The 20,442-nt window shown below is 39.3% G+C and carries 25 protein-coding genes and 1 pseudogene; 8 read left to right on the plus strand and 18 right to left on the minus strand.

Going from position 1 to position 20,442, the window contains the following annotated elements; genetic code table 11:
• Positions 1-6: 6 nt before the first annotated feature.
• The 4 genes from hpaE to M3196_RS12275 are packed head-to-tail and all read right to left on the minus strand — an operon-like array spanning position 7 to position 3,910.
• Complete coding sequence (gene hpaE, locus M3196_RS12260) at positions 7-1,521, minus strand: 5-carboxymethyl-2-hydroxymuconate semialdehyde dehydrogenase (protein ID WP_251322603.1); 1,515 nt, start codon at positions 1,519-1,521, stop codon at positions 7-9.
• Entirely contained in the window at positions 1,505-2,296 is a 792-nt protein-coding gene (locus tag M3196_RS12265) for a fumarylacetoacetate hydrolase family protein (protein WP_251322604.1), read from the minus strand. Before M3196_RS12265 ends, hpaE begins: the two co-directional genes overlap by 17 nt.
• Complete coding sequence (gene hpaI, locus M3196_RS12270) at positions 2,297-3,229, minus strand: 2,4-dihydroxyhept-2-ene-1,7-dioic acid aldolase (RefSeq protein WP_251322605.1); 933 nt, start codon at positions 3,227-3,229, stop codon at positions 2,297-2,299.
• 3 nt (positions 3,230-3,232) lie between these two features.
• A complete protein-coding gene (locus M3196_RS12275; RefSeq protein WP_251322606.1) occupies positions 3,233-3,910 on the minus strand; it encodes a GntR family transcriptional regulator in 678 nt (225 codons plus the stop codon).
• 212 nt (positions 3,911-4,122) lie between these two features.
• Here M3196_RS12275 and M3196_RS12280 point away from each other — a divergent pair, with 212 nt between their 5' ends.
• Complete coding sequence (locus M3196_RS12280) at positions 4,123-4,413, plus strand: late competence development ComFB family protein (protein WP_251322607.1); 291 nt, start codon at positions 4,123-4,125, stop codon at positions 4,411-4,413.
• Positions 4,414-4,818: 405 nt separating this feature from the next.
• Positions 4,819-5,019: a cold-shock protein CspD gene (gene cspD / locus M3196_RS12285; protein WP_066237152.1), complete on the plus strand. Its 201-nt coding sequence runs from the start codon at positions 4,819-4,821 to the stop codon at positions 5,017-5,019.
• Positions 5,020-5,551: 532 nt separating this feature from the next.
• Here the strand turns inward: cspD and M3196_RS12290 are convergent.
• Entirely contained in the window at positions 5,552-6,415 is an 864-nt protein-coding gene (locus M3196_RS12290; protein WP_251322608.1) for a hypothetical protein, read from the minus strand.
• A 133-nt stretch (positions 6,416-6,548) separates the two neighbouring features.
• Between M3196_RS12290 and M3196_RS12295 the strand changes: the two genes are divergently transcribed.
• Entirely contained in the window at positions 6,549-8,024 is a 1,476-nt protein-coding gene (locus M3196_RS12295; RefSeq protein ID WP_251322609.1) for a methyl-accepting chemotaxis protein, read from the plus strand.
• Positions 8,025-8,079: 55 nt separating this feature from the next.
• A complete protein-coding gene (locus M3196_RS12300) occupies positions 8,080-8,568 on the plus strand; it encodes an NUDIX domain-containing protein (RefSeq protein WP_251322610.1) in 489 nt (162 codons plus the stop codon).
• Between the two features lie 25 nt (positions 8,569-8,593).
• Here the strand turns inward: M3196_RS12300 and M3196_RS12305 are convergent, their stop codons facing one another.
• Positions 8,594-9,043, minus strand: a complete 450-nt coding sequence (locus M3196_RS12305; RefSeq protein ID WP_251322611.1) for a transporter — start codon at positions 9,041-9,043, stop codon at positions 8,594-8,596.
• Positions 9,044-9,348: 305 nt separating this feature from the next.
• Positions 9,349-10,470 carry a hypothetical protein gene (locus M3196_RS12310; protein WP_251322612.1) on the minus strand — a complete coding sequence of 374 codons (1,122 nt, stop codon included), beginning with the start codon at positions 10,468-10,470 and terminating at the stop codon, positions 9,349-9,351.
• A 103-nt stretch (positions 10,471-10,573) separates the two neighbouring features.
• On the opposite strand from M3196_RS12310, the gene M3196_RS12315 reads away from it, so the two are divergent.
• Positions 10,574-10,909, plus strand: coding sequence for a toprim domain-containing protein (locus M3196_RS12315; RefSeq protein WP_251322613.1), 336 nt, complete (start codon positions 10,574-10,576; stop codon positions 10,907-10,909).
• Positions 10,910-11,021: 112 nt separating this feature from the next.
• Here M3196_RS12315 and M3196_RS12320 read toward each other — a convergent pair whose 3' ends face one another.
• From M3196_RS12320 to M3196_RS12340, 5 genes and pseudogenes are all read right to left on the minus strand, one after another.
• Positions 11,022-11,396 carry a VOC family protein gene (locus tag M3196_RS12320; RefSeq protein ID WP_251322614.1) on the minus strand — a complete coding sequence of 125 codons (375 nt, stop codon included), beginning with the start codon at positions 11,394-11,396 and terminating at the stop codon, positions 11,022-11,024.
• A gap of 18 nt (positions 11,397-11,414) precedes the next feature.
• The gene (locus M3196_RS12325) at positions 11,415-12,638 is read right to left on the minus strand and encodes an MDR family MFS transporter (protein WP_251322615.1); all 1,224 of its coding nucleotides are present in this window, start codon (positions 12,636-12,638) and stop codon (positions 11,415-11,417) included.
• Positions 12,639-12,922: 284 nt separating this feature from the next.
• A pseudogene (locus M3196_RS12330) lies at positions 12,923-13,585 on the minus strand (DsbA family oxidoreductase); the annotation flags it as partial.
• A 66-nt stretch (positions 13,586-13,651) separates the two neighbouring features.
• Positions 13,652-13,828, minus strand: a complete 177-nt coding sequence (locus M3196_RS12335) for a hypothetical protein (protein ID WP_251322616.1) — start codon at positions 13,826-13,828, stop codon at positions 13,652-13,654.
• A 106-nt stretch (positions 13,829-13,934) separates the two neighbouring features.
• Positions 13,935-14,135: an NUDIX domain-containing protein gene (locus M3196_RS12340; RefSeq protein ID WP_251322617.1), complete on the minus strand. Its 201-nt coding sequence runs from the start codon at positions 14,133-14,135 to the stop codon at positions 13,935-13,937.
• Between the two features lie 160 nt (positions 14,136-14,295).
• Here M3196_RS12340 and M3196_RS12345 point away from each other — a divergent pair, with 160 nt between their 5' ends.
• Both M3196_RS12345 and M3196_RS12350 read left to right on the plus strand, forming a co-directional pair.
• Positions 14,296-14,955 (plus strand): deoxynucleoside kinase, encoded by a 660-nt coding sequence (locus tag M3196_RS12345; RefSeq protein WP_251322887.1) that lies wholly within the window; start codon positions 14,296-14,298, stop codon positions 14,953-14,955.
• Between the two features lie 46 nt (positions 14,956-15,001).
• A complete protein-coding gene (locus M3196_RS12350; RefSeq protein ID WP_251322618.1) occupies positions 15,002-15,220 on the plus strand; it encodes a hypothetical protein in 219 nt (72 codons plus the stop codon).
• Between the two features lie 17 nt (positions 15,221-15,237).
• Here M3196_RS12350 and M3196_RS12355 read toward each other — a convergent pair whose 3' ends face one another.
• Together M3196_RS12355 and M3196_RS12360 are read right to left on the minus strand one after the other, a co-directional pair.
• On the minus strand, positions 15,238-15,588 hold the full coding sequence (locus M3196_RS12355) for a hydrolase (protein WP_251322619.1): 351 nt from the start codon (positions 15,586-15,588) through the stop codon (positions 15,238-15,240).
• Positions 15,589-15,644: 56 nt separating this feature from the next.
• Positions 15,645-16,580, minus strand: coding sequence for a magnesium transporter CorA family protein (locus M3196_RS12360; RefSeq protein WP_251322620.1), 936 nt, complete (start codon positions 16,578-16,580; stop codon positions 15,645-15,647).
• Between the two features lie 146 nt (positions 16,581-16,726).
• Between M3196_RS12360 and M3196_RS12365 the strand changes: the two genes are divergently transcribed.
• Complete coding sequence (locus M3196_RS12365) at positions 16,727-16,906, plus strand: small acid-soluble spore protein H (RefSeq protein ID WP_251322621.1); 180 nt, start codon at positions 16,727-16,729, stop codon at positions 16,904-16,906.
• A gap of 68 nt (positions 16,907-16,974) precedes the next feature.
• Here M3196_RS12365 and M3196_RS12370 read toward each other — a convergent pair whose 3' ends face one another.
• From M3196_RS12370 to M3196_RS12385, 4 genes are all read right to left on the minus strand, one after another.
• A complete protein-coding gene (locus M3196_RS12370) occupies positions 16,975-17,349 on the minus strand; it encodes a cupin domain-containing protein (protein ID WP_251322622.1) in 375 nt (124 codons plus the stop codon).
• 14 nt (positions 17,350-17,363) lie between these two features.
• Positions 17,364-17,783, minus strand: a complete 420-nt coding sequence (locus tag M3196_RS12375) for a DUF1992 domain-containing protein (RefSeq protein WP_251322623.1) — start codon at positions 17,781-17,783, stop codon at positions 17,364-17,366.
• Between the two features lie 106 nt (positions 17,784-17,889).
• Positions 17,890-19,122: an MFS transporter gene (locus M3196_RS12380; protein WP_276531353.1), complete on the minus strand. Its 1,233-nt coding sequence runs from the start codon at positions 19,120-19,122 to the stop codon at positions 17,890-17,892.
• A gap of 190 nt (positions 19,123-19,312) precedes the next feature.
• A complete protein-coding gene (locus M3196_RS12385) occupies positions 19,313-20,275 on the minus strand; it encodes an ABC transporter substrate-binding protein (protein ID WP_251322624.1) in 963 nt (320 codons plus the stop codon).
• Positions 20,276-20,442 lie beyond the last annotated feature (167 nt).

Consider the following 20,442-nt stretch of genomic DNA (forward strand, 5'->3'; position numbering starts at 1 on the left):
CCCTCCCTAGTGTTTTGCTCCCGTCTGAAGCGATTGTTTTTTCTTTCCAAACTGCTGAATGTGATGGTCAGCGAGTGCAACATGCACAACTTTCATTTCCGTGTAGAACTCAAACGCATAATGCCCGCCTTCTCGGCCGATTCCGGAGTTTTTAGAGCCTCCGAACGGAATGCGGAGATCACGGACGTTTTGCGAATTCACCCACAGCATGCCTGCTTCAACAGAGTTTGCCACGCGCAGTCCTTTTTTCATATCGTTCGTCCATACATAACCCGCAAGACCATACTTAATATCGTTTGCGTATTCGATAACTTCCTCCTCATTTTTGAAAGTCATTACTGATAACACGGGGCCAAAAATTTCTTCTTGAGCCACCGTCATATCATTCTTCACATTTAATAAAAGAGTAGGAGCTATAAAGTTTCCTTTTTTGTGAGATTCAGAGAGAGGCTGGCTGTAAACCTCTGCTCCTTCATCCACTGCAATCTGAAGATAGCGTTTCACATTTTCATAGTGCTCTTTATGAATTAACGGTCCCACTTCTGTATCAGGATCTGACGGGTCACCTACAATGATGTTGTCAACTCTCTCTTTTAACTTGGCAACGAATTCATCTTTAATAGATTCCTGCACAAACAAACGGGAATTAGCGGTGCATCTCTCACCGTTAAAAGAGAAGATTCCCCACACACAAGCATCCATCGCACGTTCCATGTCACAATCTTCAAATACGATAATAGGAGATTTGCCGCCAAGTTCCATCGAGAAGCGTTTTAATGAATCCGCTCCGTTTTTCATAATCTCTGAACCTGTTTTCGTCTCCCCTGTAAAAGAGATAAGCTGCACATCCGGATGCGCAACGAGCGATGCCCCTGCTGTTTCTCCAAAACCGTGTACCACGTTAAAGACACCTGGAGGGATGCCTGTTTCGTCTACTAGTTCTGCTAATTTGTTAGCTGTAAGCGGTGACCACTCCGCCGGTTTTAAGATAACCGTGTTACCCGTTGCAAGAGCAGGCGCAATCTTCCATGTTTCAAGCATGAAAGGCGCATTCCATGGGGTGATCAATCCAGCGACACCAACCGGTTTTTGTATCGTATAGTTCATGAACTCATCATCCACGTGATACGCTTCTCCAGACATCCGGTTTTTTACCATCTCCGCATAAAATCTGAAGTTATCCGCCGCGCGTCCAACCATCTTTCTCGTCTGTGCGATCGGCAGCCCTGTATCGTATGATTCAAGCAATGCGATCTCTTCAATGTCCCGATCGATCAGATCAGCAATCTTATAAATAAATGGAAGACGCTTCTCCTGTTTCATCCTACCCCAAGGTCCTTGCTTGAAAGCTTCTTTTGCGGCTTTTGCTGCCAGGTTGATGTCTTCCTTTGTCCCTTCACTGACCGTATTAATTTTTTCATTCGTGAAAGGATTCAAGTTTACAAAGAATTCACCGGTATGGCCTGAAACGAACTTTCCGTTAATATAATGACGGATCATCTCGTTAACTTCTGGCTTCATTATCCTTCCCTCCCGTTGGTACCTTTTGGGTACGACCATCAAGAATCGTGTTCTCTAATACGCCAAGATAGTCGATTTCCAGTCTCACAACATCTCCAGGGTGAACGTGTGAAATTCCTTTTGGTGTTCCTGTCCAGATTACATCGTTCGGCTCAAGCGTCATAAACGAAGACACGAACTCGATGATCTCAGGAATAGAATACATTAGGTCTTTCGTATTTCCCTGCTGCCTTAATTCACCGTTCACATACGTGCGCAATTCAAGGTTTGTAACGTCTGGAATATCTGCAGCATCCACATAATAAGGACCCATCGGACCAAACGTATCATGTCCTTTTGCACGTACTGGCGGACGATACCAATTGTTCACAAAATCACGGACTGTTACATCATTCGCGATTGTGTAACCGCTTACAAAATCCATCGCGTTTTCAGCTTTAATGTTTCTACCTTCTTTTCCAATCACAACCGCAAGTTCGTTTTCATAGTGCATATATGTCGCACCGTCTGGATAGAACACTTGCCCTTTATGTCCGACAAGAGAAGAGTTCGGCTTAATAAATAGAACGGGTTCAGCTGGCTTCTCAAGACCCAGTTCATCCGCATGGTCAGCATAGTTAAGTGCAAGGCCGATCATCTTGTTTGGCTGCAACGGCGGAAGCCATGTTTCAATATCCTTTATGTTTGCCGTTTTACCTGATGAGAATGTAATCACATCATCCGACACTGTCCCTTTTTGTTCTCTTCCTTCATATATCACTCGCGCATGTTTCATTTATGCTTCACTCCCTATTTTTTCTACTAATCCATAATCAGCTAGTACAGATCTGATTTCTTTTTGCAAGGATTCCTCCGGCAGGTCCATCGGCATTCTTAACGTCGGGTTAATTTTCCCCATCATCCCTAGTGCAGCTTTTAAAGGTGCTGGGTTGGTGTCTTTAAAAAGAACATCATTCAGCGGCATTAGATCGTAATGAAGCTTGAGTGCCTCTTCCACATTTCCAGTTTCCCATGCATTGTATACTTCAGCTACTTTAGACGGAAGAACGTTTGCTGTTGCAGATATGTATCCGGCTCCTCCTATTGCAAGCATCGGATAGCAAAGGAGTTCGATTCCTGAATATAGCAAAAAGTCACGTCCGCAGTTTAATAGCACACGATTGATGTGTTCAAAATCTTTGTTTGATTCTTTTACACCGACAATGTTCGGACAGTCTTCGTTAAGTCTAGCAAGTGTTTTCACTTCAAGGTTTACCGCTGTTCGGCCAGGAATGTTGTAAATGATAAGCGGAATATCTACACTGTCTGCGATTGTTTTAAAGTGTTTGTAAAGGGCATGCTGTGAAGGTTTATTGTAGTATGGGACGATAACCATAGCAGCGTCTGCACCCATTTCTTGTGCGAGTTTTGTAAGATGAAGTGATTCTTGGTGGTTCGTAGAGCCTGTTCCAGGAACGATCGGTACACGTTTGTTTACAGCTTTTATTGCTGTTTCCATCACTTGCTCACGCTCTTTCAGCGTTAGTGAAGAAGGCTCTCCTGTTGTTCCTGTTACCGAGATACCGTGACTTCCCGACTTGATATGCCAATCTATTAAACGTTTAAGCGTGTCGAGATCAAGTGATTCATCATCGTGAAACGGTGTGATGATAGGCGCAATAGATCCACGAAGTGTTTTTTTGGCTTCTTCTACATTCATTCTTTTCATCTCCTAGAAATTGATCGTATTTGACTGACTCGATTTTTCCTCAAGAAAAGCTTTTAGCGTATTCATTTTGTGACTACGGGTAAATGACTCAATTTTCACGGGATCTTCTCTTTTTTCAATCATCTCAATTAAAAGGTAATGTTCGGCAATGGATCGTTTCATTCGGGAAGGCTTCAAAGTCACTCCACTCTTTCGGACCGTAGCAAGTCTCTCCCAGGTTGAATGAATCTGTTCCATTAAAAACTGGTTTGAGCAATATCTGTAGGTTAATTTATGGAATTCTTTGTTGTAGTTGGAGAAAAGAGAAAAATCAAGTGAATCAAGTGCACCTTCCATTAACTTGGTGAAGGTTCTTAGTTCTTCGAGTTTTTCATGAGGAAAGTAATTAGACGATTCTGCAGTTGCAAAACCTTCCAATACGGCTAAAACAGACAATGTCTCTAAGTATGCTTCTTCATCGAAGGGGGTAACAATTGCTCCTGAGTATGGTTTAAAGGAAATAAGAGAGTCTGCCTCGAGCAATCTGATCGCTTCTCGAACAGGAATGGCACTCGTTTGGAGTTCTCTTGCCAACTGGTCGATTACGAGTTTAGACCCGGGCGGATATCTGCCATCCAAAATGCGGGAGCGGATGACTTGGTAAGCATATTGCTGCTTGTTGGGTTTATGATGAGTATTCATATTCCTATGTTAATCTCAAATCATATATGATTTCAAGTTTATTTTCAGAAAAATCATATATTATTGTCAATTTAGTAATATAGTAACATTTTCAGGATATATTAAAATTTATACTAGTCATAAGGTCATGTTAAATGGTTAAGAAGTTTACACATATAGTAAGAATAAGCTATTCTATTCATATAGATTGTGTATAAAGGGGTAAACAACCCATGAATGTAAAAAATGCGATGGAAATACTAGTAGATGAAGCTTTGCGAAATTATTGGGGACAACTTCAGCTTCCTTGCAAGTGTGAGATCTGTAAAGCAGATGTTTTTGCCATAACACTCAACAACCTGCCTCCCCGTTATGTATCAAATGAAGATGGCTATGCTTTTGTCAAAGCCCAAAACTTTGATGATCAGTCACGAGTAAATATTCTAAACCAGATCGTTAAGGCAACTGGCATCGTAGCAACGCGTCCTTCACATGAATTAAAACCATCCTCCACCAAAGAGTAGAAGATGGTTTTTTATTTTGTTTCGTTCTTTTTTAAAAGATTGTTGTTTTTTAAATAGGGTTTGTAAAAACATCGTTGATAAATTTGAGTGGCGTGTATGGTGCGGGACTGCTAAGACTCCACAGGGGCAGAGCGCCGAGGAGGCTCACCGCCCGCCCCGCGGAAAGCGAGCTTCCTGAAGCGGAAATGAACCACTTCATGGAACAAAGTTTATGAAATCAGCCTTTTGTTTTTATAAATTCAGTGTGCCTCTTTATTCCTATTTTTCAGAAAAGTTCCTTGCGGGACAAGCACCTTTGTGATATATTTGTGACAACCATTCCGGACTGGATTACATCTTTTTAAGAGTTTGAAAGTTGTTTGGTAATTACGGCACAGATGTGCAAACGTTCTAGGAGGCATTCACATGCAAACAGGTAAAGTAAAATGGTTTAACGCAGAAAAAGGTTTTGGTTTCATCGAAGTTGAAGGTGGCGACGACGTATTCGTACACTTTTCTGCTATTCAATCTGAAGGATTCAAATCACTTGACGAAGGTCAAGAAGTAGAATTTGAAATCGTTGACGGAGCTCGCGGACCACAAGCAGCTAACGTAACTAAAAAATAAGTCCAACCTATATATGAAACCGGCATCCATTGCCGGTTTTTTTCTTTTCACAAAAAGAAGAGGCTCCCGCTATGAGAACCTTTACTCTTTAAATCTTATCTTAGATTTGTAAGTTTCTATTTTTCCCAGAATATCTGCCTTATCTTCCTGCGAAAATATCCCTAGTTTATGAAGGATCAGCGTATATTGCTGAAGTTTGAACAAAGAGCTCTCTTTGTACCACATGGCATTCACCCATCTTTCCTTAAGGAAACTTTTTTACCCTTTGCAAATATTATATGCCATACGCTACTTTAATGTTTCTAATTCTCAAACTTATTTCTACCGCTTCAACTCATGTTAATAATTCTCCATTTCGTACATATCTGAAAAAAGTAAATCATCATCCGTCCATATAAATTTGTGTATCCGCAGCAGCGACGCCTTGTAAGCCCCTCTCTTTGTTAATGTTTATATTACTTAAATTTTTCATAATATATATGAATTCCATCAAAATATAAAAAACGCATCATTACGACACGTTTTAAAGTTCTTATTTGTTTTCTAGTGTAGAGAGCATTGCCCAAATTGCCTGCTCCCACTCTGCTGTTTTATTATGCTGAGGAAGATTAATCGTATATTTCATCATTGCTCCACTCTTTAATTCATGGATTATAATGTATTTTTTAAAATTATCTTTTGAAGCCGTAATAAATAATGGAGTGGATTCGAAAGCAGGACCCGCTGTTTCAACTCCGTTCACTTCATTTACCTCTCCGACCGCTTCTAGTTCATCGTTAGCCCATTTCTTCAAATCTTCAATAGAAGCATCTTCTGACAGTGGTTCGATTCTGACAAATGTTTCCGCAAACTCAGTTGCAAACATCAGGTCTTTACGAGGTTCTTCCGCTGTAAACTCAAAATCACCCAGTTTATAAAAATAATAATCTTGCTCACTCTCTGTTAAAGTGGCTTCCTTTTCTACTGTAGAGCCGTTCACACTAAATTTAAGAGTTTTTGAAGCTGCCGGCTCATCTGTTCCGGAATCTGAAGCTGTAATCTTTTCAAGTATCCATTGATCGTTTTCATTTTTTTTATAAACAATCGCAACTTTTGAACCATCTTTTAAACTAGCAACTGTATCACGTACTTCATCTGTTAGTCGGAGTACGATCGTTTCACCGCCTGCTTCTACTTCAATTGAATTATTATCGATCTGACCGATATAAGTACCTTCTTCTTCAATAGAAGCTGCAGGTTCTGCTGCTGGTTCTTCCTTTTTATCTGCGTCTTGAGCCGGTTCTCCTGTTTTCTGCACCTCTTCTTTTTTGTCTGTTTCATTAGCATCACCGCTGCATGCAGATAGCAGTACTGCTAGTGCAAGGATAGAACTCTTTATCCAAGTCTTTTTTGTCATGACTGATCACCTCATTAAATTAGACGACTCTGTAAATAATTGTTACATACTGGCAATTGCGTCTTTAATACTTACTTAAATTTGTCGATATAAAGAATAGCACTTATATATTCTAAAATGGAGATGAAAAAATTTGAATCCATCATTTGCCTCAAATTTACAAACGAATAAGCTTGTAACCAAAATGTTATGGGGAATGTACTTTCTTGGACTCGGAAGTACTTACGCGAGTACAAAAACAATCGATAGTGTCATATTTTATGGCCTATCTGGATTAATGATCCTGATTTCACTGACGATTTGGACATACCGTAAATGGGTGCCGCATGCCGTTCAATACTATGTAGTTATCGGATTAACTATATTAACCGTTATCATGGCACACTCAAATCCGAAAATCTCTACTTATTTGATGACTTATGTATGTCTTGCTGTTATTACGTTATATCATAATTACATTTCAATCTTACTATCGGGTATAAGCGGAGTATTGTTAACTAATTTTTTCTTTTTTCAATATAAAGATTCTATGTTTGCGGGACAAGACCCGAAAATCATCATCTCTCTTAATGTGTTCTTGATCGTTATTACAGGTGCACTTGTTGCTCAGGCTAAAATCGGCCAGCGAATGCAGGAAAATATTTTAACAGCAGAAAAACAAGCTGAAAGTGATAAGCTCAAACTTGAACATCTATTGAAAAAAGTAAAAGAAGCAACTGAAAATTTACATATCTTCAGCCAATCGGCAAAAGAAAACGTAGCAAGAACTGGTGAGATCTCCAGCAACATTACGTATGCGTTCACTGAGGTAGCAAAAGGCGTTGAATCCCAGGCTGTCAGTGTTGGCGGAATGAATCAGTCAGTTACCAATACGAATGATGTAGCAAAAGGCTTATTTGAACACTCAAGCGATATGAAAAAACTATCTGAAGAAACAGCTCAAGTAACAAAGGCTGGAGAAAGCCAGGTGTCTGAGCTTTCTGCAAAGATGGAAGAAGTGAGTAAACTTATGCACCAAACGAACGCCCTGATGCACGAACTTAATGAACAAAGTGAGTCGATTGAAGGTATTTTAACAACGATTGAAGAAATATCATCTCAAACAAACCTTCTTGCATTAAATGCTGCTATTGAAGCAGCACGTGCAGGTGAACAAGGTCGCGGCTTTGCGGTAGTCGCTGATGAAGTACGCCGTTTAGCGGAAGGCTCACAAAACTCTACAAAACAGATCGCGAACATCCTTGGAGAAATCCGTTCCAAGGCAAAACAGGCAGCACAATTTGTACACGGTTCACAGGGCGTTGTTTCATCAAGCCTTGAAGCCACTCAAAAAACAGCTGTTAACTTTGGGAAAATTTTAATTAATACGGATCAAGTAGCAGCACAATCTTTACAAGTACAAACGTTGATTAATCAGCTTTATGAATCAACAGGCTACATTGTTGGTGAGATCCAGTCTGTATCAGGAACGGCAGAAACTTCAAGCGGTGCTGTAGAAGAAGTGCTTGCCAGTGTGGAAGAACAGCATAGATGCGTAGAGGAAGTAGTTGAGAGTTTCAATAAGTTTGAAGTGTTAACTTCTGAATTGAATGATCTTGTAAAAGAATAATGAATGGACAAATGCCTTTTCAATGGGAAAAGGTATTTTTTTAAGGAGGCTTATCATGCATACACACAAAGGAATATATTGCATCTGCCTCAATAACCAGGGTCATCTCTTGACGGTTGAAAAAAGCGGCGGTCCTTATAAAAAACGACTGGACCTTCCCGGCGGCACACCAGAAAGCAGTGAGTCTGAATGGGAGACTGTTGTACGTGAAGTTTTAGAAGAAACCGGCTATAAAGTGCTTACTGCTTCTAAAATTGGTCAACGCTGTTATGAGCTTCCATGGAATTACAAAAAGTGGGCATTGTCGCAGCATACAGCAGTCTATTATTTATGTACCATTGATGAAACGGATAAGGGTGACTTAGCCACTATTCCCGATCAGGATTCTAAAGGTGCATTATGGGTTGATCCTGAATTATTGAAGGAAGAATGGTGCTCTCCACTGGTCTGGGAAACAGTACGTTTCATTTCTGAACAAGAAATACCTTCATCAATAAAGACATATCAAGCTTGGGAAGTTCTGCTGCAGCCGAAATATGCCTAAAAAAAAACCGCCAACTGGCGGCTTTTTAATAACAATAGAACGAATTGATTTGGCGAGTATCCAGTCCGAAATAAACCCAGCGGCGTCCTGTCCAGCGGAAACCTGCCACTGAACGACGGCCTACAAATATAAGCCATGCCCAGAAACCAGGTCCCCATGATGGCCAAATGTAAACGTAGCGATAAAGACAATATCTTAGTGTTATTGGATCAACTGCATAAACACCATATTGACCGCCTCCGCCCCCGCTTAAACTGTACGCCTGTGATTGTGATGGAGTAAAACCTGGTGGTGGTGATGTTGGCGCGCTTCCACCGCTTGGTCCTTTTCCGCCTGGTCCTTTTCCGCCCGGTCCACCCGGAGGACCAAAGGATTGACCTCCACCTGGCGGTCCAAAACCTTGGCCACCACCTGGGGGTCCGAAACCTTGCCCTCCCCCTTGGCCTGGGAAGGAAGGAAAACCTCTATGCGTCAAAATATTCAACTCCTGTATATATTTTTGATTGTGCTCGATTTAGTTTATTCATCTATTAAACCATTCGTATAGACAAGTATCCCGCTATACAAAATAAAATGGATTGCCGAACAATGTTTTCGGGTATATTACATGAAACACCTTTGGGTGATAAGGAGGCTCACAATATGGGACGCATTAGTAAAGGAATTAAAGGAATGGCAGTTGCCTATTTATTAAAGCAAGGAAAAAAGAGATTACTACCAATTATTAAGAGGAAACTAAAAAGCAGATAACGAATTGACCCATTTCATTGGGTCAATTTTTTATGGTTTAGATTTAGGAAGTCCATCTGAGTCTCTTTTCTCTCTAAATTCTCTCATTTCATCCCGTAGAAACCGGACTTCAAATTCTAAAACAGATTTTCCGATTTCATATTCGAACGAACGGTAAAAGTTTTGCTCGTCATTTAACAGTAAATTCTTTATTTTATGTTGTTTACCGTCTCTGATCAACTGGTCAATCGCGTAATAACTTTGGCGATATGGCAAGTGGGAAGAATTTCTCCGATTTTCATATGCCCAATCGTCAACAGTATCAAGTCTTGTAAATGGAATCAGATTAAGAGGCACAAATCGCGGAATCTTTCTTATACTATTCATTCCTGCATATTCAGCAATCCCCTCTTCAAACCATCGAGGCAAATGCCGATTATCTTTTCCATTCTTCGCTAAATAACTTACGATCCAATGGTGTGTATACTCATGAGCAGCGAGTTCCAAAAAACGCTTATGGTACTCATCCATTTCAGTAGTTACTAAAAGATGGATCGTTTCTTCTGATGGAACATACAGCGCATGTAAATTTTCATAGGAATGATCAGGCAAATGCTTTTGAAAAATAAACGGATTTCGGTAAAGAATAATCGTGACTGGAACTGGTTTATGAACGTCTATCATTTTTTCATTCAAAAGTTGAACTTTGCGGATATGATTCAGAGCCAGGCTTGCTAATTCCGTATCTTGTGGTTCATGGAAGACCACAGCACGTTCTGATGATTTTGTTTTTAACGTCTTCAAAAAAGAGATCCTTTGAAATAAGAACTCCTTTTCGAATAAAAGTGCTTCTGCGTAATATTGATTTTTTACCCGCGCAGGTAATTCATGAGTTAAAGAAGTATGAAGGAAATAATTAGAGATAGAAAAAAGAGCGGAAGATAAACCCACTACTATGATTAAAAATAAGAGGCTGATTCTATCGTACTTAGAGCTTATGAACCTCTTCTCATTAATTAAACTAATACTGAATAATAGATAACAAGCCACGAGTAAAATTACGGCAACGATTAAGCCGGATGTACCATCAATTAAAAGAAACAATCCATAGATGAGAAATAGCCAGAATATGCTATAACAAAGTGTTTTCATGATGAAAAGCAGGTTTTTCAATATTTATTCCCCTTTAATAAACAAGTAATTTTCTAGAAGTTGTACTATTATCAATATGCAATCCATAAAATCATAGTGAATCTTATGTTTTACAGGAGGCGCTATGACCGGATACATTGTTGAAGGCAAAAGTGATCAACTGAGAGTACAAAGTGTCGACCCTCATGCCCATTTTGTTATATTGAATGGAATTTCATTTCGGCATAAAGAAAGAAGAGCAATTGAACAAGCATTAACGATATGCAATGAGGTTTACGTTTTAACGGATCCTGATGAACCGGGAGACAAAATAGCCCACAAGATAATGGAATCTTATCCAGAAATAAAACGGATCCCAATCGACCCTAATAAAGCACGAAATGTCAGAGAAAGACGGTACAAATATGGAGTTGAATATTGCTCTAATCAATACCTAAAAGAGACATTGCCTGGTATCTAGCATTATTCCGAAAACTTCGACTTACTTGATCTCTATCCTTTCACCTCGCAAAACCTTTACAAAGAATTTAAAAAGAGACTGCGGAATGTTTTCTCCGCAGCCTCTTTTTGATTTATTTTCTTTCAAAAAATTCAAGTGATTCTTCGTCAGGTCCGTAAAAGAAGAAATACTTTCCATTTGGGAGTTCAGTAATTTCTTTGTCTTTTAACCGGACACCTCTTTCTTTTAAAATGACAAACTTTTCTTCTATGTTTGTAACGGAGAAAGCAAGATGATGAACTTTTCCTTCTTTCGTTACTTCTCCAGGATAACCAGCGATTAATTCAACTAAGACTTTATCATCTAATCCTAAGAAAGCCAGTTCTACAGGGACGCTCGTGTGGTCGAAGCGATCTAATAGATTTAATCCTAAAATTTTCGTGTAAAACGATAATGATTTTTCCATGTCTGAAACCATAATTCCTGTGTGCTCAATACCTGTAATCATGTGTTATAAGCTCCTCTCTTAAGTTGAAACTGATGGATTGGCCGCTATCTCTTTACGAATAACTTCTCCATATTGAAAAAACGGCAGTGCTAATAAGGATATAAGTGTTAAGCAGCCAAATACATAAAAACCATGCTCAAAACCGAATGTACTTAACAGTAACCCACCGATCCAAGGCCCAGCGCTGAATCCGATCGACCTGAACGACATCGCTCCAAAATATGTACCTCTCATATGCTCTGGTGCCAGGTCGTCTAATAAAACGTCGCTCATTACAAAAACAATTATTTCCCCTACTGTCAAAAATATCATACTGATTACGAGAAAAATCCAGTTCGTTGAAAGCCCAAACCCCAGCAGAGCCAGACTGAATGCTATGCTTCCAAATCTGAGAGCGTTCATAGGCTGAAATCTTCTAACATAATTGGTGACTGGAAATTGCAATAAAAGAACGGTGACGGCATTTGTAACGACCAAATAAGCAAACAGTTTAACCCCATTTTCGAATTGAGGTGCGTTTCCTATATATTGGGCTAATGTAGTATCCATTTGTGACTGTGCCATCATTACAATTGTGTTCCCTATTAAAAAAAATGCAAGCACTTTATCTCTTGCTAGTACAGTCAGTGCAGATTTAATTGAGAACTTTCTTTCCTCTCCGCCTTTTAGATCTGCTGAATAATCTTTGAGTGTAACAATAATTAATAGTGCATATAACAAGTAGGCAGCAGAAGTGATATAGAACGCTTGTGTGGAAGAAGTAGTACCAAGCTGTGTTCCCGCTACAGGTCCAATCGCGGCTCCCACATTTATAGCAAAATAACGGGCATTAAAAACACGCAGCCGGTTTTCTTTCGTAGTCACATCAGCAAGCAATGCTCTCGAAATCGGCTCAAACCATGACCGGCAGAGACCGTTTAGCATATTTAGCAAAAAGAAGTGCCATACCTGTTCGGCTATTGCAAACCCGGCAAATACAGCACTCCAAGTTAAAATAGCTACAGTCATGACAGGCAGTCTCCCGATGCGGTCGGAAAGATACCCCCCAAAGAAACCGCCAAAAGTCCCCGTTAAAGCACTAACCCCGATAATCAATCCTACCATTGCAGGCTCGATTCCTTTTACACTGTATAAATAGATTGCTAAAAATGGCATCGTCATGAAAAAAGCTGCCCGTGTAAAGAGCGTACCGGTAACAATAACAATAACTGCCGGATGCCACTTTGAAAAAAATCCGTTCATCCCCATTCCTTCTCTCATCTTTTTCTGTTTTATAACTTTATCACTTTTTTTAAAAAGATAGAAAAGAAAATTTACATTTTTTGAAACTTTCTCTTATTTGATTCGTCTGATATAGGTGTACCCCCCCTTTCCCGGAAAAGAGCCCTCCCCTTACAGGGCTTTTTTCTTTTTGTTTTATTCTTTAGTCCGTCAACGCGACTTTGTCACAAAGTGATAACGATTATCAAAAAAATCACATATTCCTCATCATTTTTATGAGACTTGCTATATTATAGACATCCCTATCAACAACCCCCTTTTTTCATTGTTAAGAACGAAAAAGAGCGCAAAGAAGGATTTCCTTCCAAGCGCTCTTTTTTCTGTCTTTTATTCACATCGTCGCCTTCGCAAAACTCCATCTTCTCGTCCCGGATGGCACCTCTTAAAGCGCGTTCAATGTTTGCCTGCGGGTGCAGTCCTTTTAAAACTCTGTCCCCGATAAACATTGTCGGAACAGCAGAAATTTGCACCTCTTCATAGGCTTGCCGTAAATATTCTTCTCTCTCACTCGAGAATTCGCGAGAAACAAGTGCCTGTTCAAAAGATTCCCCGTCGAGTCCGATCTCTTCGGCTATGCTGCGTAATACAGCAGGTTGTCCAATATCTTTACCTTCTTGATAAAAGCTCGTAAATACGCGGTGGGCATATTCTTTTTCTTTGTTATGCCTTTTGGAAAACAGGAGCCCTTCATGTGCCAAGTGTGTATGCGGCTGAGGTGAAACTTTAGGCAGAATCATCTCAACTCCCATTTTTTGAGCCAAAGGAAGTACTGACTCTTGCCATGCCCTTTGGATATATTCGCCTTCAGGCTTTAACGTTTCCTGCGGATAGGGACGGAGTTCAAACGGCAGCCATTCAATCTCAACATCTTTATCTTTGGTTGCTTCTAATAGCGGAGCCTCCGCTAAAAAACAATAGGGTCAAACAAAATCTGAATAAACTTTGATTTTAATGGTCATGGTCATCCTCCTAACCTATATCATTAACTGGACCTCTGAATTTATTTTCATTTCTTTTATTTGTCCTAATTGGTCATAATCCAAAATATAATTTTGTGGGACTAATGAACCTATCATCTCTGGAAGAAGTATAGGTAAATTACTTACGATTCCTTTATTATCAGGATTCAGAATCCATTCAATATCTTCCAATCCAGAATCCCTTCTTCAGTAGTTAATGGAGTGTGAAGATTGAATTGATCTTGTAATTCGATCCAGAAAAAGTGAAGATTTAATCCTCCCCAATTTCCATTGCAGATTACTTTACCTTTATAATCAGCATTTTGACATTGAATACCGGTTCTTCAAAAACTTCTCTTAAAGCACCTTCCTTAATGGATTCGTAGGGTTCAATCTTCCCCCCAACTCCATTCCATAATCCCATTAATGGAGCCTTAATCCTGTTAAGAAGCAGAAGTTGTTGTTTTCTTTGAATAAAGCATACTGTATACTCCTGCATAATAATTTCTCCCCTAATCTCATTTTTCTGTTAGTACGACAAATCCTCTGTTCACCTTTAACATAACGTGATATATTTAGAAGGGCTTACCAGCCATACATACCATATATTGATTTACATACATAAGACTCGATTGAACGGAGGATACACCGTGATTTTAATGGCAGGTATGATCGGGACGGGCAAATCTACATATGCGGAATTCCTAAGCGAACAGCTTGGCAGCGAGATTTTCTACGAAAGCGTCGTTGATAACCCTATTTTACCCGATTATTACAAAAACCCGAAGCGATGGGCTTTCCCGCTTCAGATCTATTTTTTAAATACGCGTTTTAAAACGATTCGACACGCTCGTACCAGTCCTGACAATGTACTGGACCGGAGCCTGTATGAAGACTTAATCTTTGCTGAGCTGAACTTTGATTCTGGCAACATGACACAGCTTGAGTTTGATACTTACAAAGACTTACTTGAAACGATGATGAACGAAATTGATAAAACACCTAAGTCACGTCAGGATCTTCTTATTTATTTGGATAGTGATCTTGAAACGGTACTGGACCGTATTAGACAAAGAGGTCGTTCGTATGAGCAGGTTGAGGAAAACCCTGAACTTCGGGCTTATTACAAAACACTTCATGGCAAATACAAGGATTGGATTAAAGCTTACGATAAGACACCTGTATTGATGATCGAGAGTGATCAATATAATATTTTTGATAAAAGAGATCAGGATAAAATCTTATCACTTGTAATGAATGAACTTCAGCGGCTGGATTCTTTGGAGCAACCTTCTGCTGTTATGCATGAAAGCCGATAATTCCACAAACACTATTAGGACAAACAAGGTATAAGGAGTGAACATATTGTTTACAATGTTCTTTATTTTGTTGTCTGTCCTCGTAGCAGCTGCGGGACTTTGGTGGACGATGAAAGTTGCAAAAAAACAAAAAGTCTATACAGAAGACGAAGTGAATCCAGCAGTATCTAGACATACTGCACTATTCAATCCAGTATTTATTGCATTAGCGGGATTTACAATAGTGGTTATTCTCATCATTTACATTGCATTCTTCGTATATTAGAAAAAAAGGCCTTAAGACTATATGTCCTCTGGCCTTTTTTCTATATCTTGAGGTTTTTCTGGATTCCAAAAGCTCATTGTTTCAATAAACCTTTTTGTTTCCTCTTGCCCCAGATCATGAATAATTTGATAGGCTTCTCTTAATTTTTGATCGTACCTGTCGTTATCTGGGTCATTTGAATAAGGAACATAAGGGACATGCGATCTTACAAATGTATCTGATGCCGCACTATCGATTTCTTCAAATTTGTTCTCAAGCTTTCTCACATCTTCATCTGAAGCAGATATTTCAAACTGAAAGGTTGAAGCCGTTTTTACCGGCAGGATTTCTCCACTTTCAACATTCACATAATATGGTCTTTTTTCCAAGTGTGACGCCCTCCTTTTTCTTTATTTTCCACCTCACATGATTTTTTATGTAACGGTCACCACCATCTTTTTTTCTTAAAATAACTCATGATCATAACTGCTAAGGCAAAACAGAGGGTTAATACAAAAAAATAGCCATATCTCCATCGCAGCTCCGGCATATATTCAAAATTCATTCCGTATAGACCGGCTATAAACGTTAGAGGTACAAAGACTGCGCTAACCAGGGTCAATGTTTTCATAATCCGGTTCATGTGATCCGATTTTAATGACATTTGAAGATCTAATACACCTTTTAAGTTCTCTTTAAAGCTGTCAAACGCAGAGGTTACCCTCGAGAATGCAGATAATAAGTCTTTGAAGTAAAAACCGGATTCTTCATTAGCGTATTCAAAGTCATCATGTCCCATTTTCTGAATAACACTCTCTTCAGCCTCAACGTATTGCCGTAATTTGTGCAGCCGGTTTTTCCATCTATACACTTTATGTCCGATCTCCCGTTTAAGAGGATCTACAAAAACGCTTTTTTCGAGTTCCAAAAATTTATCCGAAAGCTGATCTACCACTTCTAAATAAGAGTTCACAATATCTTTCATAAAATAATAAAGCATATAACTAACATGCTGCATATGTTCAGGATTTTCCTTAAAATCTTTTACAAGCTGTTCTCTAAAAGGTATTTCACGTTCTGCAACTACAATTAAATACCTTTCACCAATAAGTACGTTTATCCTAAGTGGCTCCAGCGTTTTCGTTTCCAAATAAAAGGTCGAAAGTACGGCATGCTTCGAATAAACGTTTATCCTTGGATGTTCTGAAAAGACGGTAAATGCTGAACTTGCCAGCTCATGAAGATCAATTTTATCAAGGACACCATCTCTTTTCATCTCTTCAGGGGAATCATAAAACAGCCAAAGTGTTTCGTTTTCATCAGGTAATTCAAAATGATCAGTTCTTACCGTTTCGTTCGTGGATTTTTTATATTTTAACATCCTATATTTGCTCCAGTCCTGTTTTTCAGTAGCTTTCCCTATGGACTTTCATAGAATTACATTTCGTTTTCATTAGGAGGCAAGCGAATATTTTAGGGATCGGATACAAATATTATGTTTGTTATTAATAGAAGGAGGTTACCAAATTGGACGCTAAACGAGCACAAGAAATATCTGCATCCTCAACAATGGCTAATGTTACATGTAATGGTGAAGCCGTTTACATCGAGCATGTAGATCAGCAGAACGGAACAGCAACTATTCATCCGCTTAATGATCCAAATTCGAAGCAAAGTGTATCTGTTACAAGCCTAAATGAAGTATAAATAACCATATCCCTTCACAATGTGGAGGGTTTTCTTCTGTGCATGAAAAAAACCCTTAGTTGCATACACTAAAGGGTCACATGACTGATGCTTTTCACTTTTTTCACAACGACTCTGTCGCCATGAGCAGGCGGCTGAGAAGTTACTAAAAACTCGGCTGGTGCATTACCTTCATTTCGTATTTGATGGGTTGTTCCGGCAGGTATCTCAATTCCCTGATGAGGATATAAAATGCACTCTTCTCCTTCTTTTTCTACAACGATTTCTCCGTTTAACATAAAGAAAAACTGTTTTGAAAACACATGATAGTGTCTTACCTCAGCAGTATGAGGCGGCATTTTTTCATGTATGATACTTAAAGACTCTTCCTTAAGGAGATGCCATCCATCACACGCATCTCCCCATTGATAATGTTTTGCGTTCAACGTGCTTATTTTTGACATACACCCTCCGATTATTACTTCAAAACGTCCTCCAGTTTCACTTTCATCCGCTGTGCCGAAGACGGACATGTCAAGTTATGCTGAAACACTTTTTGGTTAATTGTTTCAACTGTTTTTTTAATGTTATATGCAACTGTGTAGGATTTTAGCTCCTCTTTTAATACGTCTATCTCTTTGCCGAGTTTCACCCAATTCGGCAAAACATTATTATCTTTCATCACTTTGTGCAGCCGCTTTTCGGGATTATAAACTAGATCCTCATCAATATTAAGGGGCTTGCCCATTCCAACAAGATCGTCGAATGCCCCTTCCTTCCGGGCGCGATTAACGATTGCAGTGATATGGTCTTCGTAAAACCATCCGTTCGTTTGCTCGTCCTTCATTAGTATTTCGCGCTTCTGCATTTCCTTTTCAAATGACGGTTTTTTGTTCATTGTAAAAACCTCCAGGAATAAATTTACTTCTACTATAAAGTTTATGTAAACTCTTCCAATTGCCTTTTGTAACTTATGGCAAATTTATAACGAAATTGTGAAAAAATTAAGAAGTCTTTTCTGCTGTTTTAAAGTTTCTTATAAAAGGAAGCGAGAATACGAGTATGGCAGCAAGCATCTCCATCGATCCTCCCCAGACAAATACATCAGCTGCCCCTATCTTTTCGATAAGGAATCCTGCAGTACCTGCTGCAATAGGTTCAGAAATCCCCATGATTATTACCATTATTCCGATAACACGTCCAAATAGCTTTGGCGGGATTAAAGCATGGTTCACACTTGGTGCAATAACATTTACAGCTGCTTCAAGAAAACCAACCATAGCAAGTAAAAACATCAGAACAGCTAGTTCTTTAGAAAAGAAACCGATAAAGAGAATACTCGCACCTTGAAGGAAACAAGTTAATAAAGTCATATAGGGCTTCGGCTTGTGAATCACAAATAAAGAGAAAATGACCGCCGCCACAACACTGCCAACCGCAAGTGAAGTATGTGCCCATCCATAACCTTTAATGCCAAAATTCAAGTCCTTCATTAGAAAGGGCAGACTTACCATCACTGCACCAACGGCTGCATTTGCAAAAAAAGCAAAAACCGCCATTGCTGCAAGTACAGGTGCTCCTATAAAGAACGAAAAACCTTCTTTGATCCCGGCAAATAAGGATGACGTTTTTTCTTCCGTCTCTTCATCATTTACAATGATAAAAAGAAACAGCGCGGCTGCTATAAAAAATGCGATCCCGTTTAGCAGAAACGCCATCTTTGCTCCATACAAGGCATAGAGCAATGCACCAAGAGCAGGGCCGACGACACTTGCAGCCTGACCAGCCATCATTAAGAGGCTCATCGATTGTGTGTAATGCTTTTCTGGTACAAGCCTCGTTCTGAATGTAATGCCTGCAGGCTCACTAATGGCATCAATTAAACCGAATAGAACACCTGTAACGTAAAAAAAGGAAATAGGCGGATTACCTGTTGAAATAACAGCAAACAACAGCAGCAAAATACTACCTCTTCCAATTGCCGAGCCAATCAGCAGTCTTTTTACTGAGAAACGGTCTACTATAGCTCCGCCAAACAGAACGAACGAAAACTTAGTCAATGTAACTAGTAATATGTACGTTCCTACAATAACAGATGAACCAGAAATCTGTACGAGCAGCCACATAAGTGTAATCATAAAAATACTGTCGCCCATTGCTGTCAAAATCGAACTAAACCAAAAATATAAAAAACTCTTATTCCTGAAAATCTCCCCTGAGAGCTTCACCCTGCTCATTCTCCTGTCCTATTCTATCTTTCTATGTATATTATAGGAAAATTCAGAGTGGAAAACGATCATTTGTTTAAAGATTTCTGAAAAATAAGTGAGGTAAATTACGTAATCCCACGTTAATTTACTTTTATCGAATTTTCGACAATTTGGATAAAAAAAGAAGGAAGCGAACTGCGCTTCCTCTAATTAAACTCTATTTTTCTAAGAAGAACTTTTCAAGATCATCAATCATTAAGTTTGCAGCTTTTACACCGCCAGCTGTGTTCCAGATCGCATCACTTACTTTGTGTGCATTTCCTTCTTTCACAGCCCCAAGGTTCTTCCAAAGAGGATTGTTCGTCCACTCTTTTTCAGTTTCAGTTGCTTTGCCGTCACCAGCTTCGTAAGTGAAGTAGAACAGCATATCGCCATCCATGTCTGGAATACGTTCTTGTGTTACTTCTTCTGCAAAGTCAGGCTTGTTTTGATCGCCAGGACGAGCAAAACCGATCTGCTTAAGAATTACACCAGAGAATGAATCTTGGTGGTAGATACGTGATTTTCCTGGCATGAAACGAACCATGGAAACTTCTGTTTTAAGTTTATCTCCAGCTTCTGCTTTAAAGTCTTCAATACGCTTATCGAATGCTGCTAATACTTCTTTACCTTTTTCTTCTTTATTTAATGCTTTAGAGTAAAGTTCGAAATTAACTTTCCAGTCCCCGCGAAGATCTTCTGCAAATACAGTTGGCGCGATCTTGTTCAGTTCATCATATTGTTTTTCTTGACGCATTTTGTTACCGATGATTAAGTCTGGCTTTAAAGCAGCGATTTTCTCAACGTTAACCGCGCTTTCATCACCCACAACTTCAACGCCTTCCATGTCATCCTTGATGTGGTCATACCAAGGATTGCCCAACCATGATTTAACAGCTCCAACTGGTTTTACACCAAGCGCTAAAACCGCTTCAGTACCTTCGTTTGTTAATACGACAACACGCTTGTTGCTTTTTACTTCCGTTGTGCCCATAGCATGCTCAACTTTATAGGAAGAAGCCTTTGATCCGCCTGATTTTTCTTCTTCTTTTGCTTTATCTTTCCCGCCGCATGCTGCCAAAGCAAGCATTAATGTAAATACAGCTGCAAGCGCAAGCCATTTGTATGTAGTCTTCTTCATTCTGTTTTCTCTCCCCTTTTCGTTTATGTAAATGATAATGAGAATCAATTACAATCGTATCATAATATGACTTCCTGGCATTGTCAATAACTAAATGATAATGATTTTCAAAGTCATTGACAGATGTCTACTTTACTCTTAAACTGTAAATGAGAATATTTTTCATT

It is taken from the genome of Fictibacillus nanhaiensis, assembly GCF_023715445.1.
GTDB lineage: Bacteria > Bacillota > Bacilli > Bacillales > Fictibacillaceae > Fictibacillus > Fictibacillus nanhaiensis_D.

What these genes read in the sequence shown, in the direction of transcription:
- hpaE (WP_251322603.1), bottom strand. Translation starts at nt 1,521, where the DNA reads ATGAAGCCAGAAGTTAACGAGATGATCCGTCATTATATTAACGGAAAG.
- M3196_RS12375 (WP_251322623.1), bottom strand. Translation starts at nt 17,783, where the DNA reads ATGAACAAAAAACCGTCATTTGAAAAGGAAATGCAGAAGCGCGAAATA.
- M3196_RS12370 (WP_251322622.1), bottom strand. Translation starts at nt 17,349, where the DNA reads ATGTCAAAAATAAGCACGTTGAACGCAAAACATTATCAATGGGGAGAT.
- M3196_RS12380 (WP_276531353.1), bottom strand. Translation starts at nt 19,122, where the DNA reads ATGAGCAGGGTGAAGCTCTCAGGGGAGATTTTCAGGAATAAGAGTTTT.
- M3196_RS12360 (WP_251322620.1), bottom strand. Translation starts at nt 16,580, where the DNA reads ATGTTAAAATATAAAAAATCCACGAACGAAACGGTAAGAACTGATCAT.
- M3196_RS12320 (WP_251322614.1), bottom strand. Translation starts at nt 11,396, where the DNA reads ATGATTACAGGTATTGAGCACACAGGAATTATGGTTTCAGACATGGAA.
- hpaI (WP_251322605.1), bottom strand. Translation starts at nt 3,229, where the DNA reads ATGAAAAGAATGAATGTAGAAGAAGCCAAAAAAACACTTCGTGGATCT.
- cspD (WP_066237152.1), top strand. Translation starts at nt 4,819, where the DNA reads ATGCAAACAGGTAAAGTAAAATGGTTTAACGCAGAAAAAGGTTTTGGT.
- M3196_RS12325 (WP_251322615.1), bottom strand. Translation starts at nt 12,638, where the DNA reads ATGAACGGATTTTTTTCAAAGTGGCATCCGGCAGTTATTGTTATTGTT.
- M3196_RS12290 (WP_251322608.1), bottom strand. Translation starts at nt 6,415, where the DNA reads ATGACAAAAAAGACTTGGATAAAGAGTTCTATCCTTGCACTAGCAGTA.
- M3196_RS12280 (WP_251322607.1), top strand. Translation starts at nt 4,123, where the DNA reads ATGAATGTAAAAAATGCGATGGAAATACTAGTAGATGAAGCTTTGCGA.
- M3196_RS12315 (WP_251322613.1), top strand. Translation starts at nt 10,574, where the DNA reads ATGACCGGATACATTGTTGAAGGCAAAAGTGATCAACTGAGAGTACAA.
- M3196_RS12340 (WP_251322617.1), bottom strand. Translation starts at nt 14,135, where the DNA reads ATGCAGGAGTATACAGTATGCTTTATTCAAAGAAAACAACAACTTCTG.
- M3196_RS12300 (WP_251322610.1), top strand. Translation starts at nt 8,080, where the DNA reads ATGCATACACACAAAGGAATATATTGCATCTGCCTCAATAACCAGGGT.
- M3196_RS12345 (WP_251322887.1), top strand. Translation starts at nt 14,296, where the DNA reads ATGGCAGGTATGATCGGGACGGGCAAATCTACATATGCGGAATTCCTA.
- M3196_RS12275 (WP_251322606.1), bottom strand. Translation starts at nt 3,910, where the DNA reads ATGAATACTCATCATAAACCCAACAAGCAGCAATATGCTTACCAAGTC.
- M3196_RS12385 (WP_251322624.1), bottom strand. Translation starts at nt 20,275, where the DNA reads ATGAAGAAGACTACATACAAATGGCTTGCGCTTGCAGCTGTATTTACA.
- M3196_RS12265 (WP_251322604.1), bottom strand. Translation starts at nt 2,296, where the DNA reads ATGAAACATGCGCGAGTGATATATGAAGGAAGAGAACAAAAAGGGACA.